Here is a 16,465-nt window from a genome sequence, read left to right as displayed (position 1 = left end):
CCTATGCGTCCGAAGAGGGGTTAAGCAGATCGTTGTATGCCTGCCGATGTACGGCCCGGTCTGCCGAGGCAAATTTGCTCCCCGGCATGCTTTCATGAAATTGGAACCCTTGATTCGCCAGCGTGCCATTGGCCGCATCACCCCGATAGTCGGCGGGCACGGGAACCTCATGAGTAACACCGTTCGCCAGCTCCAGTCTATATTGTTGCGTGGTGACATGATGATCAATGGGAACCTGGCCAGTGCTGTCAATGACCCCTTGCTTTACCAGCGCGCCGTCCGCAAAGAGCTTGTACGGCATACCTTCTGGAATGACACTCGTTGCAGAGGGCGACGCGATGGTGTTGATCATCAATCGCTGAGTGGGCATGTCTTTGAACGACGGGCTGGTGACATCCATCCGCGTTGGGCCGCTAAATGAGTGTTGTGCACCCTTGATATCGATCTTTCCCGGCGCATGAATCTCAATGTTGCCGTCCTTGACCCGGATATATGCACCGCTCGACGTTATAAGAATCTCCTGTTTTGCAGCGGCCTGTAGCACGTCGGTCGCAGAGAGTAGTCTCAACGTTTTCTGGGCAGTCATCTCAACATTGTCTGCGTGCGCCTGAACCTGGACCTTCCCTTTTGCCGCAAAGAATTTCATACCCGCGCTTTGTGCAAACAGGCTGAGCTTTTCCGTCACGCTCGCAATTAGCGACTTGCCCGTCGCAACGTGCGTGCTCTGTCCACTGACCAGATTGACGTGCTGGTCAGCCGTAACATGAACCGACTTCTGCGTTGCGAACGCGATACCCGCGGGCGCAGCCATCAACATCATTGGCTGCCTGAACGTGTTCGCGCTGCCTGTGCCGCCACCTGCCGTGTTACCGCCGGTTGCCATTGCCCCGGTTGTACTGTTTTGTGTGGCATCGGCGAAATTGCGCAGAGCAGCGTGACCGTCCTTCAGACTTTCGGTTTGGGCGGTTTCGCTAGCCTGTGACAGGGCGCTGATCACGCCTTCCGAGTTAGCCAACTGGTTGCTGGCTTCCCGCGCATCAAGCGGCTGACTGACGGCGGGGTGTGCCGAAACATAGAAGCCGCGGCTCGCCCTAAGTGCGCCATATGCATCTGATTTCAGATCGAACCCGCTGCCAAGGTAGCTGCCCCGCATGTTGCCGCTTTGATCGATGAGATACCCCAGATGCAGATGCGCATTCGTGCTGCTGCTATAAAGCTGAATGCGGTTCTGTCCCGTTGCGTCGTCCATCACCATCTGGTTATAGCCGCTGCCCTGATATTCTTTGGATTTGTAGCCAGACAGTAGTCCATTGGAATGCCAGTGCGGTTGCGCCGCGCCGTTATAGACTCGCGCGGTTACCAGTGGTCGATCGCAATCGCCGTCTACCCAATCGACCAGAACCTCTTCGCCGACTCTCGGCACATGGACGGCACCGTATCCGCTGCCCGTATCGGACATGGCGACGCGTACCCAGCAAGTCGACCTCTCGTCGCCGGCATTGAGCCGATCCCAATGAAAATGTACCTTGATCCGATTCAGCGAATCCGTATAGACCTCTTCGTTGCCTGGTCCAACGACGAACGCCGACTGTAGATACATTTTCGGCTTGTTGTGTTCGAATGGGCTGCGATACGGGACGACCTTGCGTTGCGCTTCAATTACAACAAGGAAGAATCCTTCGCTGCCGTCCGCATATATGACCTTTAATTCGTTTTCAGACGCGTGACTGGCACTGACCGACGCCAGTTCGCTCTTTAGGCTATTGGGGAAGTCTGCGGCCTGAGCTGATGCCGGCAGGTTGTTCTCAGCGAACCAGGTGGTCTCGATGATCGCGAATTGCCGGTGCTGCGCGCTATCTGTTTCGTGCTCGGGGTGATTGTCCAGTTGGAACCAGTGGCCGGCATCCGCGCTTCGCGCACCACCTGCACCGAAGTATCGCTTTGCCCTAGATTCCCATTCCTCCATCCGGGTCTTCGAAAGAAGATCGCCGCGGGACTGTTCGCCGTAGGTATAGGCGCCGGTGTATTCGTAGATCTCTGCTTGTTGTGGCAGATTCCCTTGGGTCGTGAGGGTCGGCACAGTCGTGCCTTTCGGATTGTCCGGGGAACTCGGTGCCTTGTAATCGAAGGTGCGTGTTGTGAGCGTCGTGCTTTGCAGTGTCCGCGTGCCGGACCACTGCACGAGCGCGTCGATTTCGCTGTTGGTGCCCGCCCGATAGAACTGAACGGTTTGCGGTGAAAGTGGCGGAAATGAGTCGAGGTTATCTGTGACGACGAGCGTATGCGACTTGCCGTCGGAAGCCTGTTCGAAGTATCCGAAAAGGCCTTCGCTTTCCATTAACCGGTGGACAAAGTTCCAATCGTCCTCATATTGCATGCAGAACGAGCGCGAGGGTAGCGGCTTGCTCAGCGTGAAGCGAAATGCCCCTTGCGCCTGGGGATGCAAGGTAAAGACATCGGCCAGAATCTGGTCCGCGGACTTGTCCTGCCAGATCCGCGCGTCCTTGCGAAAGCGCAGGAAATGCGTCCACGATGCAAAGCCAATCTGGTAGCTTGTCAGTCCGCTTTCCGATCCGAGACGTCGCGCCGTGTGCACGTAGCCATGGTGTGGAAGATAGGATTTGTCAGTTTGCTGGATCCACAACGTGACGGGCTGCGCAATTAAGGTCTTGAGTTCGAGGTTTGCAGATACGGAAACGACGTCGGCAGTAAATTCGAATTGGCGGCCAACGCGTGAATAACCGACAATCCGCTGCGGCAGCAAAATATTTTCGCCGAGTGGGGTGTCCAGTTTCAAGAGGCGCTCACTTTGGGCGAGTCCGCCAGTTATAACCCCGATTATGTCCTGCGCTCCCATGCCGCCTCTTTTTGTTAGCTGACTGAGCCATCGCGCTCAGCGCGAATTCTACAAAACTTCAGACTAATCAGCCAGCCAACTAATATTAACAAGTGTAAAGCGGTATTTATTTCCGCTGCTCGCGTATGTGTTTAGCATATCGGCAAGCTGTCAAACAGTTATTTTGACAGCGTATCCATTTGCAATTTGACTGCAAGACCAAGTTTCTACTGGCGTCAGCCAGATAGCGGGTTTCATCAACTAGGTTGGTAACAATTTCACATGGCAAGTTCGCTGGCGGGGAAGCTGAGAAGCGCGGCAACGTTTCTTCGGAAGCGCTATTCGAAAGACTACGTTGGCTATCCTGAGATGTTTGTTCCCTGTATATGATCACGCTTATTCTGCGCAATGAAGTTTGGGAGTGCAGTTACCCGAAGCAAGTGCTGAAGAACCCAACAAACTGCATCACATCAAAGATCCCAAAGGTCATGGAACACGTTAAGGCAGTACGAAGATCGTTCGCCGCGGCACTCGTGCTATCGGCTCTCTGCGCATGCAATTCGGCTTTCGCTCACCCTCAGGAAAGTTGCATTACAACGTCCGATCTACAGACTTTGCAGCGGGATTTCTTCACGCGTTTTCCCGATGCCAATGCTTTCGCCTGATATGTGGACAAGTCGCGATTCAAATTGCGCACCAATGCGCCCGAGGGACGCCGACTCGAACAAGGGGGGAGCCCGACCGGCGACAAAATCGACTGGCTGATGCGCACATTTAACGATCACAGCGAGCTGTTTTCCGGCTTTGCATTTGAGAAGCCGGACTTCACCTATATGCGGGGAAAGCTCAAAGGTGGCAAGCCGTCAGTCGACAATCTGCGCACATCCAAGCGCTTTCCGAAAGACGAATGCGTTCAGGAAGTCAACTATGACGTGCCCACTGGCCCGTGCGTAATGTTGCAGCAACTGACCAGGCTTTCGATCACCTTTGTGAAAGACGAGCGTCCCCTATCGCTGCGGAGTGTCGAAATGTTCTTCAACGCATGCACAGCCAAATAAGTTCGTCGCCAATGCAAACGGTGCCTTCACTCGCATTGACGTGGTTTGCCTCGAGCACAGGAGGGGCGCGGCGCATCGAAAAAGATGCGGTTTCGGGAGCGAATGGGCTATGAAAATCCGCGGCTGGATTCGTCAGGCATGCAGAATCATCCGCAAAACGGCACATGGCCGAGCAGCGCCGACAATGTGCCTGATCATATTTCGATCCAACTCGGCATTGACCTCTATGCGTCCGCGAAGCCGAACGAGTTGACGACCGACCTTCTGCTTCGCAAGATATCTGCCGTTCCCATGCCTTGGGGCGCAGGTGACGCTGCGGCCAAGAGGCCGCATCAATGCTCCCAGTGACCGACTAGCAAATGCTTTCTCGACGACTTAAATGGATTGTCTTGCTGTGCGCAATCGCGCTGGCTGCATGGTTCTTCTGCCGGCCGGTGATCGTGCTGCACTACTCGGCCGACGCCCAGAAGCCGGTGGCCTATTTCCTGAACGAAAATGATCAAATCACTCGCGGTGAACTGGCACCTGGGCAGACTGAAAAATTCTATACGCCCATGTTTGCATCGCGGGATGCGTGGATCGAATGGTTTCCTTGCCCGCTTTTGATGTTGAAGACGGCGAGTTGTACTGTGGCAGGTGTTGAACCTCTAACAGCTATGTCAGTCGGGTGCGCGTGTCCAAGTAGACGTTGATGATGCTGTTTGGATCCAGCCGAATGCAGCCATGATTTTCTCCACAAGCATCAACGCGCCTGCACATACAAAAATTATAAGAACCAAAGGGGGAGCGCCCACAAACCGCCAGCAAACCACCCACCCCTCCCACCACCCCCATCTTTGCCGAATTTCGATACCACCTCGAATAATGGCTCACTACCATCGGCGAAAGCCTGTCTGCCCGCACACCGCAAAGCCTTGCGGCGTCGAGCAGCGGCAAACTCACGGAGCGCCCGATGAAATCAGAGTCCAGCGGTCAGCACGTCGGTAAAGTCACGCATCACGAGTTGAAGCAGACGCTCGGCACGTGGCAGCTTTGGGGCATCGCGGTTGGCCTCGTGATCTCCGGCGAATATTTTGGCTGGAGCTACGGATGGGCGAGCGCCGGTACGCTCGGCTTCGTCGTCACGGCGATCTTTATTGCCGCGATGTACACGACCTTCATTTTCAGTTTCACCGAACTCACCACGTCGATTCCACACGCGGGCGGACCGTTCGCTTACGCGCGTCACGCGTTCGGTCCGACCGGCGGTTATCTGGCCGGCGCGGCGACGCTCGTCGAATTCGTGTTCGCGCCACCGGCCATTGCGCTCGCAATCGGCGCCTATCTGCACGTGCAGTTTCCTGGCCTCGAGCCGAAACACGCGGCAATGGGCGCGTATCTCATCTTCATGGCGCTGAATATCGTTGGCGTGCAGATCGCGGCGGCTTTCGAGTTGTGCGTGACGTTGCTCGCGATTTTCGAACTGCTCGTCTTTATGGGCGTCGTATCGCCGGGCTTCCAGTGGTCTAACTTCACGAAAGGCGGATGGGCCGGCGCGGATACGTTCAGCATGGGCTCGTTCAACGGCATGTTCGCGGCCATTCCGTTCGCGATCTGGTTCTTCCTCGCAATCGAAGGCGTTGCTATGGCCGCGGAGGAAGCAAAAAACCCGAAACGCTCGATCCCGATTGCCTACGTCGCCGGCATCCTGACGCTCGTCGTGCTGGCCATCGGTGTGATGGTGTTCGCGGGCGCGGCCGGCGACTGGACCAAGCTGTCGAACATCAACGATCCGTTGCCTCAAGCGATGAAGTTCATCGTCGGCGAACACAGCGGCTGGATGCACATGCTCGTCTGGCTCGGCCTGTTCGGTCTGGTCGCGTCGTTTCACGGGATCATCCTCGGCTATTCTCGGCAGATCTTCGCGCTGGCACGCGCGGGCTATCTGCCTGAGTGGCTCTCCAAGGTACATCCGCGCTTCAAGACGCCGCATCGCGCGATTCTGGCCGGCGGCGTGATCGGCATCGCAGCGATCTACAGTGACGAGCTGATCCAGTTCGGCGGGCAGACACTCACGGCGAACATCGTGACGATGTCCGTGTTTGGCGCTATCGTGATGTATATCATCAGTATGTTGTCGCTTTTCAAGCTGCGCCGCACTGAGCCGAACATGGAGCGTCCGTTCCGCGCGCCGCTGTTTCCGCTGTTCCCGGCGTTCGCGCTGGTCGCCGCGGTAATCTGTCTGGCGACCATGGTGTACTTCAACTTTCTGGTGGCAGTAGTGTTCGCAATCTTCCTCGCGCTAGGCTACGTCTATTTCCTGTTGACGCGCCATCAGCGCGAGGCCGCGCCAGCGGACGCATTGCTCGAAGAATGACGGATGAAGCCGCTGCGCGCGCAGCGGCGCTGGAGTCGTAAAAATGAGCTACACGGAGACAATCGGCAGCCGTACCTATCGCTTTGCCGATCTGAAGACACTCATGGCGAAGGCGAGCCCGCAACGCTCCGGCGATCAACTCGCAGGCGTCGCTGCGGCGAGCGAAGAGGAGCGCGTGGCCGCGAAGATGGCCCTCGCCGAAGTGCCGCTACGCACGTTCCTCAACGAAGCGCTGATTCCGTATGAAAGCGACGAAGTCACGCGTCTCGTTATCGACGATCATTCGCCGCAGGCGTTCGCCGAGATTTCGCATCTGACGGTAGGCGACTTTCGCAACTGGCTCCTGAGCACAACGACGAATGCCGATGCGCTCACGCGCATCGCCGCCGGCCTCACGCCTGAAATGGTCGCGGCGGTATCAAAGCTCATGCGCAATCAGGATCTGATCGCGGCGGCGCGCAAGCGTCCGGTGATCACGCGCTTTCGCAACACGGTCGGCTTGCCGGGACACATGTCGGTGCGTTTGCAACCAAATCATCCGACGGATGACGTGAAGGGAATCGCGGCCTCAATGCTCGACGGCCTCATGTACGGCTGTGGCGACGCGATGATCGGCATCAACCCGGCCAGCGACAATCTTGCAGCGATCACCAGACTGCTGGTGATGGTCGATGAATTCCGGCAGCGCTATCAGGTGCCGACACAATCGTGCGTGCTGACGCACGTCACCAACACGATCGCCGCCATCGAAAAAGGTGCGCCCGTCGACCTCGTGTTTCAGTCGATTGCAGGCACCGAAAAAGCGAACGCCGGTTTCGGAATTTCACTCTCGCTGCTTCAAGAAGCGTATGAAGCGGGGCTGTCGCTCAAACGCGGTACTGTGGGCAACAATCTGATGTACTTCGAAACGGGGCAGGGCAGTGCGTTGTCGGCGGACGCGCATTTCGGCGTCGATCAACAGACTTGCGAAGTGCGCGCCTATGCGGTTGCACGTAAGTTCAATCCGTTTCTCGTGAATACCGTGGTGGGTTTTATCGGCCCCGAATATCTGTACGACGGCAAGCAGATCACGCGCGCGGGCCTCGAAGATCATTTTTGCGGCAAGCTGCTGGGCGTGCCGATGGGCTGCGACATCTGCTACACGAATCATGCGGAAGCCGACCAGGACGACATGGACAATCTGCTCACGTTGCTCGGCGTGGCAGGCATCAACTTCATCATGGGCATTCCGGGCGCAGACGATGTGATGCTCAATTATCAGAGCACCTCTTTCCACGATGCACTCTATGTGCGCGATGTTCTCGGCTTGCGCCGCGCACCTGAGTTCGAAGAATGGCTCGAGTCGATGCAGATCGCCGACGCGCGCGGCGCATTGCTGAGCGCGTCGACACAACAACCGTTGCTGGAAGGTGTGCGCGACTGGATGGGTATCGAATGAGCGACTCTGTCGACAAGAACCCCTGGAATGCACTGCGCCAGTTCACCAACGCGCGTATTGCATTGGGTCGAGCAGGCAACAGCCTCCCCACTGCGCCTTTACTCGCGTTCAATCTTTCGCATGCACAAGCGCGCGACGCCGTGCACCATCCGCTCGACACAGACGCATTGCACGCGCAACTGCGTGCGCACAACTTCAGCACGCTAGATGTGCACAGCGCCGCGCCCGACCGCGAGCACTACTTGCGGCGCCCCGACCTTGGCCGGCGCCTATCCGAAGAGAGTCGCGCAGCGCTCGCGCAATTACCCGACGAGTCGCCCGATGTAGTGTTCGTGATCGGCGATGGTTTGTCGGCGTTTGCCGCGTCGAAACAAGCCGTTCCGTTGTTGCAAGCTGTCACTCCGCAACTCGTGGATTGGGCGATCGGCCCTGTTGTCGTCGCGCGGCAGGCACGCGTTGCACTCGGCGACGAGATCGGCGAGTTGCTGAATGCAAAGATCGTCGTAATGCTGATCGGGGAGCGGCCGGGTCTCAGCTCGCCGGATAGTCTCGGCGTCTACATTACCTACGCGCCGAAAGTGGGCTGCAGCGACGCACAACGCAATTGCATTTCAAACGTGCGTCCTGAAGGACTCGACTATCCGCTTGCCGCGCACAAACTACATTATCTGCTTACACATGCACGGCGGCTGGGCGTCACCGGCGTGGGCCTGAAAGACGATAGCGACGCATCGCTGCCGGGCGCGCCGGCAACAGCCGCAATCGGCGCTGAGGCGGCACCAAGCGCAAACCCGAACCCGAATCCAAACTCAACTGCGGAATAACTCACGCATCGACACGCTGTACGGGATGCGCTTCGAGCCACGCATTCTCGTCGTCGTCGAACAAGCGGGAACGCGTCAGAAAGCGCAGACCGCTTGGTCGCTCCAGCGAGAACATGCCACCGTTGCCCGGCACCACGTCGATAATTAACTGCGTGTGCTGCCAGTACTCGAACTGCGAATCGCTCATGTAAAACGGCACGCCTGCCAGGGTGCCGAGTTTCACGTCGGACGAACCGACCATGAATTCGCTCTGCGGAAACAGCATAGGTGCGCTGCCGTCACAGCATCCGGCGGATTGATGAAACAGCACATCGCCATGTTCCGCGCGCAACGAGTCGATCAACTGGATAGCGGCAGGAGTTGCAATTACGCGCGCTACTTCTTTTCCGTCGGTCATCGTACCCTCGCTTAAACACAGCGAGCCGCACAATGCGGCTCGCTGTGTAATTAACACTTCGCAGCGAACGCTTAGAAGAAACCGAGCGGTTTCTCGCTATAGCTGACGAGGAGGTTCTTGGTTTGCTGGTAGTGGTCGAGCATCATCTTGTGATTTTCCCGGCCGATGCCCGATTGCTTGTAGCCGCCAAACGCCGCGTGCGCCGGATACGCGTGATAGCAATTGGTCCACACCCGGCCCGCCTGGATCTGTCGGCCAAAGCGATAAGCGCGCGTGCCGTCGCGAGTCCATACACCGGCGCCCAAACCGTAGAGCGTATCGTTGGCGATCTCGAGTGCTTCCTCTTCGGTCTTGAACGTGGTCACTGAAACAACCGGCCCAAAAATCTCTTCCTGGAAGATGCGCATTTTGTTGTGGCCGCGAAACACGGTCGGCTTCACGTAATAGCCTTTGCTCAACTCGCCGCTCAACGTGTTGCGTTCGCCGCCAATCAGACACTCGGCGCCCTCCTGCTTGCCGAGATCGACATACGACAAAATCTTCTCCAACTGTTCCTGCGAAGCCTGCGCACCGATCATCGTCCGCGTGTCGAGCGGGTGACCTTGCGTGATGGCCGCGACGCGCTTCAATGCTCGCTCCATGAAACTGTCGTAGATCTTTTCGTCGATCAGCACACGCGACGGACACGTACATACTTCGCCCTGATTAAGCGCAAACATCGCGAAGCCTTCGAGCGCCTTGTCGAAGTAGCTGTCGTCCTGATTCATCACGTCGGCGAAGAAAATGTTGGGGCTCTTGCCTCCGAGTTCGAGCGTCACAGGAATGATGTTCTGACTCGCGTACTGCATGATAAGGCGGCCGGTCGTAGTCTCACCGGTAAAGGCGATCTTCGCGATGCGCTTGCTCGAAGCCAGCGGCTTGCCCGCTTCCAGACCGAAGCCGTTCACCACATTCAGCACGCCCGCGGGCAGCAGATCCTGAATCAGTTCCACCAGTACGAGAATCGACGCGGGCGTTTGCTCTGCCGGCTTGAGCACGACACAGTTGCCGGCCGCGAGCGCCGGTGCAAGTTTCCACACCGCCATGAGGATCGGGAAATTCCACGGAATGATCTGACCCACCACGCCGAGCGGTTCGTGGAAGTGATATGCAACGGTGTCGTCGTCGATCTCGGAGATCGAACCTTCCTGAGCACGCACCGCGCCGGCGAAATAGCGGAAATGGTCGATGGCAAGCGGAATATCGGCGGCCATTGTTTCGCGCAGCGGCTTGCCGTTGTCGATCGTTTCAGCAACGGCGAGACGCTGCAAGTTCGCTTCCATCCGGTCCGCAATGCGGTTCAGAATGTTCGCGCGATCGGTCGTCGAGGTTTTACCCCAAGCCGCTTTAGCGCGGTGCGCTGCGTCGAGCGCGAGTTCGACGTCGGCCTCGCGCGAACGTGGGATCGAGGTGAACGGCTCGCCTGTGATCGGCGATACGTTGTCGAAGTATTCGCCCCCTGCGGGCTTCACCCATTCGCCGCCGATAAAGTTCGCATATTGCTTCTTGAAGGGGAATTCGGTCGTCAGAAACTGCATCTCCGCGTGATTCATCTGTGTGCTCCTCACATGTCTGAATGGGCAATAGCCGGCGCGACGTTGCGCTCGGTTGCAATCCGTTGAAGTCGGCCGCGTCACCGTAGAGCCAGATCTATGCCAATGCACCCGGCTGGTGAGACGTGCACGCGCAGCAGGCACCGGCGCACCGGGGCGCGTGTTTTTGCCTCTAGTCGACGGAGGGCGGCGCGTCGTTTCTGATCAACGCGGTTGTTGCTGTTCACGAATTGAACAGCGGCGCGGCGCGTGCCGAGCCAGTCACTGCAGTAAGCAGGCGCGTGCGATCGGCATGGGACTTGCCTTGTTTTTTCTCTTCGATACTCCATTGCGCGGATTCGCCATGACGATCGGAACCCTCAGCAGCAACCCGGCGAGCGCCCCGTGCGCAAGCTCCACGCTCGTGCCGCAGCCAAGCTTTTGCGTGCAGACCCGTGTCGCCCACGACGCAGACGAGCAGGCCCGCAATCTCCATGGCTGGCACCAGACGTACGACCAGTTGACTGCGGGAAGCTTTGTTGGCGGCTTGACGGAGTTGTGCCTGGATCACATGCAGGTGTTCGTTGAAACAACGAGTCACACCTTGAGGCAAACCTGCGAAGTGCAGAAAGACGCGTACTGGTTCGGTATTCCGACGTGCCGCGCGGGCTCCGGTCGCATCGACGCGCAAATCATCGGCGGCGACGCGCTCGCGTTTCGTCCGGGTGGAATCGAGTTCGAACTGCTGACGTCGGCAGGCTACGAGATTTTCGGTGTGGTCGTGAAGGGAGAGATGTTGCGTCGCTACGCGGCGGACGTGGAGCGCGTGAGTCTTGTCGACCCAATGCCGGATACCGAGGTCGTGACGGTCGGCATGGCCCGCAAGGAGCGAATGTGCGCTTTGCTGCGCGAGCTTCTTGCGCATGGTGCTGCGAGCGCTGCGCCGTTGTCGTCGGCTGCGCGGGAGAACTTGCAGGCGTCGGTGCTGGCGGAGCTGTTCGACGCTGGCGCTTTGCCGGCTTCTTCTGAACCGACGGCAATGCCGGCCCGTGCGCGCCGTCAGTCGATCGTCTCTGACGCGCGCGACTATGTGCTCGCCAATCGCGATCGCGCGGTCGGTGTGCCGGAGCTTTGCGAACGTCTGCATGTGAGCCGGCGTACGCTGCAATACTGCTTTCAGGATGTGCTCGGCATGGCGCCGGCAACCTATGTGCGAGCGATCCGCCTGAACGGCGCGCGCCGCGATCTGTGCAATGCGTCGCGAGACTGCCGCTCGGTGCAGGACGTTGCGGCCGCTTGGGGCTTCTGGCACATGAGCCAGTTTGCAACCGATTACCGCAAGCTCTTCGGCATGCGGCCCTCGGATACGTTGAAGGCTGCGATTGGCGCTCAATCCGTCGCGAGCAGCCGTTCATCTGCGCACTAGTTGCCTCACGGCGTGACGCGGGACGCGTTGCGCGTTGCTATTTCCGCAACAAGCGCAGGCCGTTGGCCACTACAAGCAGACTCGCGCCGACATCGGCGAACACTGCCATCCACATGGTGCCGAGACCCATCACGGTCAACACCAGGAACACGCTCTTGATGCCGAGCGCGAGCGCGATGTTCTGCACCAGCACGCCATGCGTCGCTTTGGACAGGCGGATGAAGAGCGGGATCTTGCGCAGGTCGTCGTCCATCAACGCGACGTCCGCGGTTTCGATGGCCGTGCCGGTTCCCATCGCGCCCATTGCAAAGCCAATGTCGGCGCGTGCAAGCGCGGGTGCGTCGTTGATGCCGTCGCCCACCATGCCAATCTTCGCGCCCTCGGCCGACCACTGTGCGATCGCATCGAGTTTGTCTTGCGGCAACTGATTGCCGCGCGCTTCGTCGATACCTACTTGCTCTGCGATTGCGGCAGCGGTATGCGGGTTGTCGCCGGTGAGCATGGCTGTGGCGACGCCCACGCGGTGCAACTCGGCGATAGCGGCGGAGCTTGTCTCCTTTACCGTATCCGCCACGGCAAAGAGCGCGAGGACGCGTTCGGCGTCGCTCAACAACACCACCGTCTTGCCTTGACGTTCGAGCGCGCCGAGCCGCGCTTCGAGTGAAGGCGAGCACCGCCCGAGTTCTTCCGCGAGCCGATGATTGCCCAGCCAGTACGTCAAGCCGTTTATCTCGCCGCGCACGCCGCGCCCCGGAAGTGCTTCGAACGAATCGACAGTGACGTTGCCCACGCCGTCGTTCTTTGCCGCCGCCGCAATTGCCATCGACACAGGATGATCCGAGCGCGCCGCAAGACTCGCGGCAAGCGTGCGGCAACGTGCGGCGTCGGCATCGGCGAGCATTGCGAAATCGGTTTGCACCGGTTTGCCGTGCGTGATCGTGCCGGTTTTATCGAATGCCATGCGGGTCAGCTTGCGCCCTTGTTCGAGAAAAGTGCCACCCTTGATGAGAATGCCTTTGCGCGCGGCTGCGGCCAGACCGCTGACAATCGTTACCGGCGTGGAAATCACGAGCGCGCACGGACACGCGATCACCAGCATCACCAGCGCCTTGTAGATCCACGCTTGCCACAATCCGTCGAAAAAGAGCGGCGGCACGAGCGCCACCAATAGAGCAACGGCGAACACACATGGCGTGTAGACGCGCGCGAACTGATCGACGAAACGTTGTGTGGGCGCTTTGGTGCCTTGCGCTGCTTCAACGGCGTGAATGATGCGCGCAAGCGTCGTGTTGCTGGCCGCCGCGGTCACGCGGTAGTCGAACGAGCCGGTCTGGTTGACGGTGCCTGCGAACACGGCATCTCCGACGGTCTTGTCCACCGGCAGACTTTCTCCCGTGATGGGCGCCTGATCCACGCTAGAACGCCCTGCAACGATATCTCCGTCGAGCGCAATCCGTTCGCCCGGCTTCACGCGAACCAGCGCGTCCGTCGCGATCGCGTTGAGATCGGTGAGGCGCCACGTGCCGTCCGGTTGCTGCACACTCGCCTGTTCGGGCGTGAGTTGCATCAGCCCCTGGATTGCATTGCGGGCGCGGTCGAGCGACTTCGCTTCGATCAGTTCGGCGACGGTGAAGAGCACCATCACCATCGCCGCTTCCGGCCATTGGCGCAGGATCAACGCGCCCGTCACTGCAATGCTCATCAACGCGTTGATGTTCAGGTTGCCGTGGCGAATGGCGAGCCAGCCCTTGCGGTACGTTGTCAGGCCGCAGGAAGCGATCGCGATGATCGCAAGGCTTGCTGCCATCCAGGCGGGCGCGCCGAGCCAGCCCGCGGCCTCTGAAGCTGCCGCAGCGACGCCCGCGAAAGCAAGCGGCCACCAACGCTTCGGCTGTCGAGGCGCGACCGGTTGAGTGAGCTGTTTAGCGCCTTGCCGCGAAGACGGTGAATCCGGACCCGCGATTTCCGGCGTGAAGTCGAGCGAACGAAGCGCGGCGAGAATCGAGTCGAGCGCGCCGTGCGCGTGCACGACGGTCAGTACGCGCTGCATCAGATTGAACTCCATGCTGCGCACGTCCGGCATGCGACTGAATTTCTTGCGGATCAGCGCTTCTTCGGTCGGGCAATCCATTTGCATGATGCGGATCGCGGTGCGCACGTCGTCGCCGATCGCTTCGGACGGCACCAACTGTGCCTCCAATTGCGCGGGCGCATGTGCCGTGGCGCCGCAACAGCCTCCACCCGCATGGTCATGTCGATGCTTTTCGTGGTTATGGGCGCAGGCGTCGTGCTGTGTGGCAGTTTCGGCATGTGCCTCGTGAGCGTGCGGCATGGTGGCTTCCTCGTTCGATTTGTGGTCTAGTAAACACCTTGAAGCCACTACAAGGTCAAGGCCGGTCTCGGGAGGGTCCATGAAAATCGGCGAATTGGCGAAAATCGCCCATTGCACGACCGAAACCATCCGTTTCTACGAGAAGGAAGGGCTATTGCCCGAAGCGGAGCGCACGGAGGCCAATTACCGCAGCTATACCGCGAAGCATGTCGAGCGGCTGCGCTTCATTCGCAACTGCCGCGCGCTCGACATGACTCACGACGAAATTCGCGCGCTGCTGCGTCTCACCGACGCGCCGGGTCACGGCTGCGGCGGCATCAATGATCTGATCGACGAGCATATTGCCCACGTCGATACGCGCATCGACGAACTGCAGCAACTCAAGGCGCAACTGCGCACGCTGCGTGAGCAATGCCACGGCGAACAGGCCGTAGAAGACTGCGGCATCGTTCAAGGTCTCAGCGACATGGACGTGAGCGCGCCGCGTGCGCGGCACACCCATCTCGGGTGATGCGTCCGGTCGAATCAATAATCGAATCCAGTTGGAGAAGCAACGTGTTCACATGTAGAAATCAGTCCTGCGGCGCACAGTGGGATCAGTCAGACGTCGTCATCAAGAACGAGGGACAGGGTCTGCTATTCCGCTGCCCGATGTGCGGCGCGCGCAATTATGTCGAGCGCTTCGAAGGGGACGACGGCTCGGTGCTGTACGAGCAGATGGAAGGCCGCCCCTTTCCCGGCCCCGTCGCCGAATAGTTCCCAGGCCTCAAGCCGATAACGAGCCACCATCTATGAATAGTCCCACCACCGCCGGCGCTCCGTTTAGTGAGTTGCCACTGCCGCCCGCCGCGCTCGCGAATCTCACGCAACTCGGCTACGTCGAGATGACGCCGATCCAGGCCGCGAGCTTGCCGATCGCGCTCGCCGGCCACGATCTGATCGCGCAGGCGAAAACCGGCAGCGGCAAGACCGCGGCGTTTTCGCTAGCGCTGCTCGCGCGTCTGGATGTGCGCAACTTCGCCGTACAGGCCATGGTGCTATGTCCGACGCGCGAACTCGCCGATCAGGTCACGCAGGAGATTCGCCGTCTCGCGCGCGCGGAAGAAAACATCAAGGTGCTGACCTTGTGCGGCGGCACGCCAATGCGTCCGCAAACCGCAAGCCTCGAACACGGCGCGCATATCGTCGTCGGCACGCCGGGCCGGATCATGGATCACCTCGAGCGCGGCAGCCTGCCTTTGCAGTCGCTGAATACACTCGTGCTGGACGAAGCGGACCGCATGCTCGACATGGGTTTCTTCGACGACATTGCAACAGTCGTCAAGCAATGCCCGAAAGAGCGGCAGACGCTGCTGTTCTCGGCGACCTACCCTGAGGGCATCGTCAAGCTCAGTCAGCAATTCCTGCGAAATCCGAAGGAAGTGAAGCTCGCCGAACGGCATGACAATACGAAGATCCGTCAACGCTTCTACGAAGTGACCGAAGACGAACGTCTGCATGCCGTCGGCCTGCTGCTGAACCACTATCGCCCGGTGAGCACGCTGGCGTTCTGCAACACCAAGCAGCAATGCCGCGATCTGCTGGACGTTTTGCGCGCCCAGGGTTTTCATGCGCTCGCGCTGCATGGCGAACTCGATCAGCGCGAACGCGATCAGGTGCTGATCCAGTTCGCGAACCGCAGCTGCTCGGTGCTGGTCGCGACCGACGTCGCTGCGCGTGGCCTCGACATCGCGCAACTGGAGGCAGTAATCAACGTAGACGTGACGCCCGATCCGGAAGTGCATGTACATCGTATTGGCCGCACGGGGCGCGCCGATCAGGAGGGTTGGGCGCTGAGCCTTGCGAGCATGAACGAGATGGGGCGTGTCGGCAGTCTCGAACAGGCGCAAAAACGCGAAGTCGAATGGCATAAGCTGTCTGAACTGACCGCGGCCAGCAACGAGCCGCTATTGCCGCCGATGGAAACGCTGCAGATTCTCGGCGGCCGCAAGGAAAAAATCCGCCCCGGCGACGTTCTCGGCGCGCTGACCGGCGAGGCGGGTTTCGCCGGCTCGCAGATCGGCAAGATCAACGTGACCGAGATGTCGACGTATGTAGCGGTCGAACGCAGCGTGGCGCGTGACGCCGTGCGCAAGCTGAGCGCGGGCAAGGTGAAGGGCAAGAAGGTCAAGGTTCGCTTGATGGACGACGCCTGATTCGGCGGCGAGGTGGCGAGGGCGGCGAGGGC

General features: G+C 59.4%; 12 protein-coding genes. 8 read left to right on the top strand and 4 right to left on the bottom strand.

Annotated elements, in window-relative coordinates:
* Position 1: 1 nt before the first annotated feature.
* On the bottom strand, positions 2-2,857 hold the full coding sequence (locus H281_RS0111930; protein WP_027804512.1) for a type VI secretion system Vgr family protein: 2,856 nt from the start codon (positions 2,855-2,857) through the stop codon (positions 2-4).
* A 647-nt stretch (positions 2,858-3,504) separates the two neighbouring features.
* Between H281_RS0111930 and H281_RS35420 the strand changes: the two genes are divergently transcribed.
* The 4 genes from H281_RS35420 to eutC all read left to right on the top strand — a co-directional run bounded on the left by H281_RS35420 (position 3,505) and on the right by eutC (position 8,512).
* On the top strand, positions 3,505-3,894 hold the full coding sequence (locus H281_RS35420; protein WP_020067339.1) for a hypothetical protein: 390 nt from the start codon (positions 3,505-3,507) through the stop codon (positions 3,892-3,894).
* 952 nt (positions 3,895-4,846) lie between these two features.
* Positions 4,847-6,250 (top strand): ethanolamine permease, encoded by a 1,404-nt coding sequence (eat, locus tag H281_RS0111915; RefSeq protein WP_020067337.1) that lies wholly within the window; start codon positions 4,847-4,849, stop codon positions 6,248-6,250.
* Between the two features lie 43 nt (positions 6,251-6,293).
* The gene (locus H281_RS0111910) at positions 6,294-7,688 is read left to right on the top strand and encodes an ethanolamine ammonia-lyase subunit EutB (RefSeq protein WP_020067336.1); all 1,395 of its coding nucleotides are present in this window, start codon (positions 6,294-6,296) and stop codon (positions 7,686-7,688) included.
* Positions 7,685-8,512, top strand: a complete 828-nt coding sequence (gene eutC, locus H281_RS0111905) for an ethanolamine ammonia-lyase subunit EutC (protein ID WP_020067335.1) — start codon at positions 7,685-7,687, stop codon at positions 8,510-8,512. Before H281_RS0111910 ends, eutC begins: the two co-directional genes overlap by 4 nt.
* Position 8,513: 1 nt before the next feature.
* Here the strand turns inward: eutC and H281_RS0111900 are convergent, their stop codons facing one another.
* Together H281_RS0111900 and adh are read right to left on the bottom strand one after the other, a co-directional pair.
* Positions 8,514-8,909 carry a DUF779 domain-containing protein gene (locus H281_RS0111900; protein ID WP_020067334.1) on the bottom strand — a complete coding sequence of 132 codons (396 nt, stop codon included), beginning with the start codon at positions 8,907-8,909 and terminating at the stop codon, positions 8,514-8,516.
* Between the two features lie 71 nt (positions 8,910-8,980).
* Complete coding sequence (adh, locus tag H281_RS0111895; RefSeq protein WP_020067333.1) at positions 8,981-10,501, bottom strand: aldehyde dehydrogenase; 1,521 nt, start codon at positions 10,499-10,501, stop codon at positions 8,981-8,983.
* 343 nt (positions 10,502-10,844) lie between these two features.
* On the opposite strand from adh, the gene H281_RS0111890 reads away from it, so the two are divergent.
* The gene (locus H281_RS0111890; protein WP_033379547.1) at positions 10,845-11,906 is read left to right on the top strand and encodes a helix-turn-helix domain-containing protein; all 1,062 of its coding nucleotides are present in this window, start codon (positions 10,845-10,847) and stop codon (positions 11,904-11,906) included.
* Positions 11,907-11,943: 37 nt separating this feature from the next.
* On the opposite strand, the gene H281_RS0111885 is transcribed toward H281_RS0111890, so the two are convergent.
* On the bottom strand, positions 11,944-14,367 hold the full coding sequence (locus H281_RS0111885; protein ID WP_408416060.1) for a heavy metal translocating P-type ATPase: 2,424 nt from the start codon (positions 14,365-14,367) through the stop codon (positions 11,944-11,946).
* Here H281_RS0111885 and cadR point away from each other — a divergent pair.
* Genes cadR through dbpA form a run of 3 tightly spaced genes read left to right on the top strand, consistent with a single transcriptional unit; the run spans position 14,318 to position 16,433 of the window.
* Positions 14,318-14,749: a Cd(II)/Pb(II)-responsive transcriptional regulator gene (gene cadR, locus H281_RS0111875; RefSeq protein ID WP_020067329.1), complete on the top strand. Its 432-nt coding sequence runs from the start codon at positions 14,318-14,320 to the stop codon at positions 14,747-14,749. The genes H281_RS0111885 and cadR overlap by 50 nt on opposite strands.
* Positions 14,750-14,793: 44 nt before the next feature.
* Complete coding sequence (locus H281_RS0111870; RefSeq protein ID WP_020067328.1) at positions 14,794-14,994, top strand: hypothetical protein; 201 nt, start codon at positions 14,794-14,796, stop codon at positions 14,992-14,994.
* Positions 14,995-15,029: 35 nt separating this feature from the next.
* Positions 15,030-16,433, top strand: coding sequence for an ATP-dependent RNA helicase DbpA (gene dbpA / locus H281_RS0111865; protein ID WP_020067327.1), 1,404 nt, complete (start codon positions 15,030-15,032; stop codon positions 16,431-16,433).
* Positions 16,434-16,465: the final 32 nt, after the last annotated feature.

This window comes from Paraburkholderia caledonica, assembly GCF_000383275.1.
Taxonomy (GTDB): Bacteria; Pseudomonadota; Gammaproteobacteria; order Burkholderiales; family Burkholderiaceae; genus Paraburkholderia; species Paraburkholderia caledonica.
The sequence above is the reverse complement of the archived record's forward strand: the minus strand, read 5'-3'. Positions and strand labels throughout refer to the sequence as shown.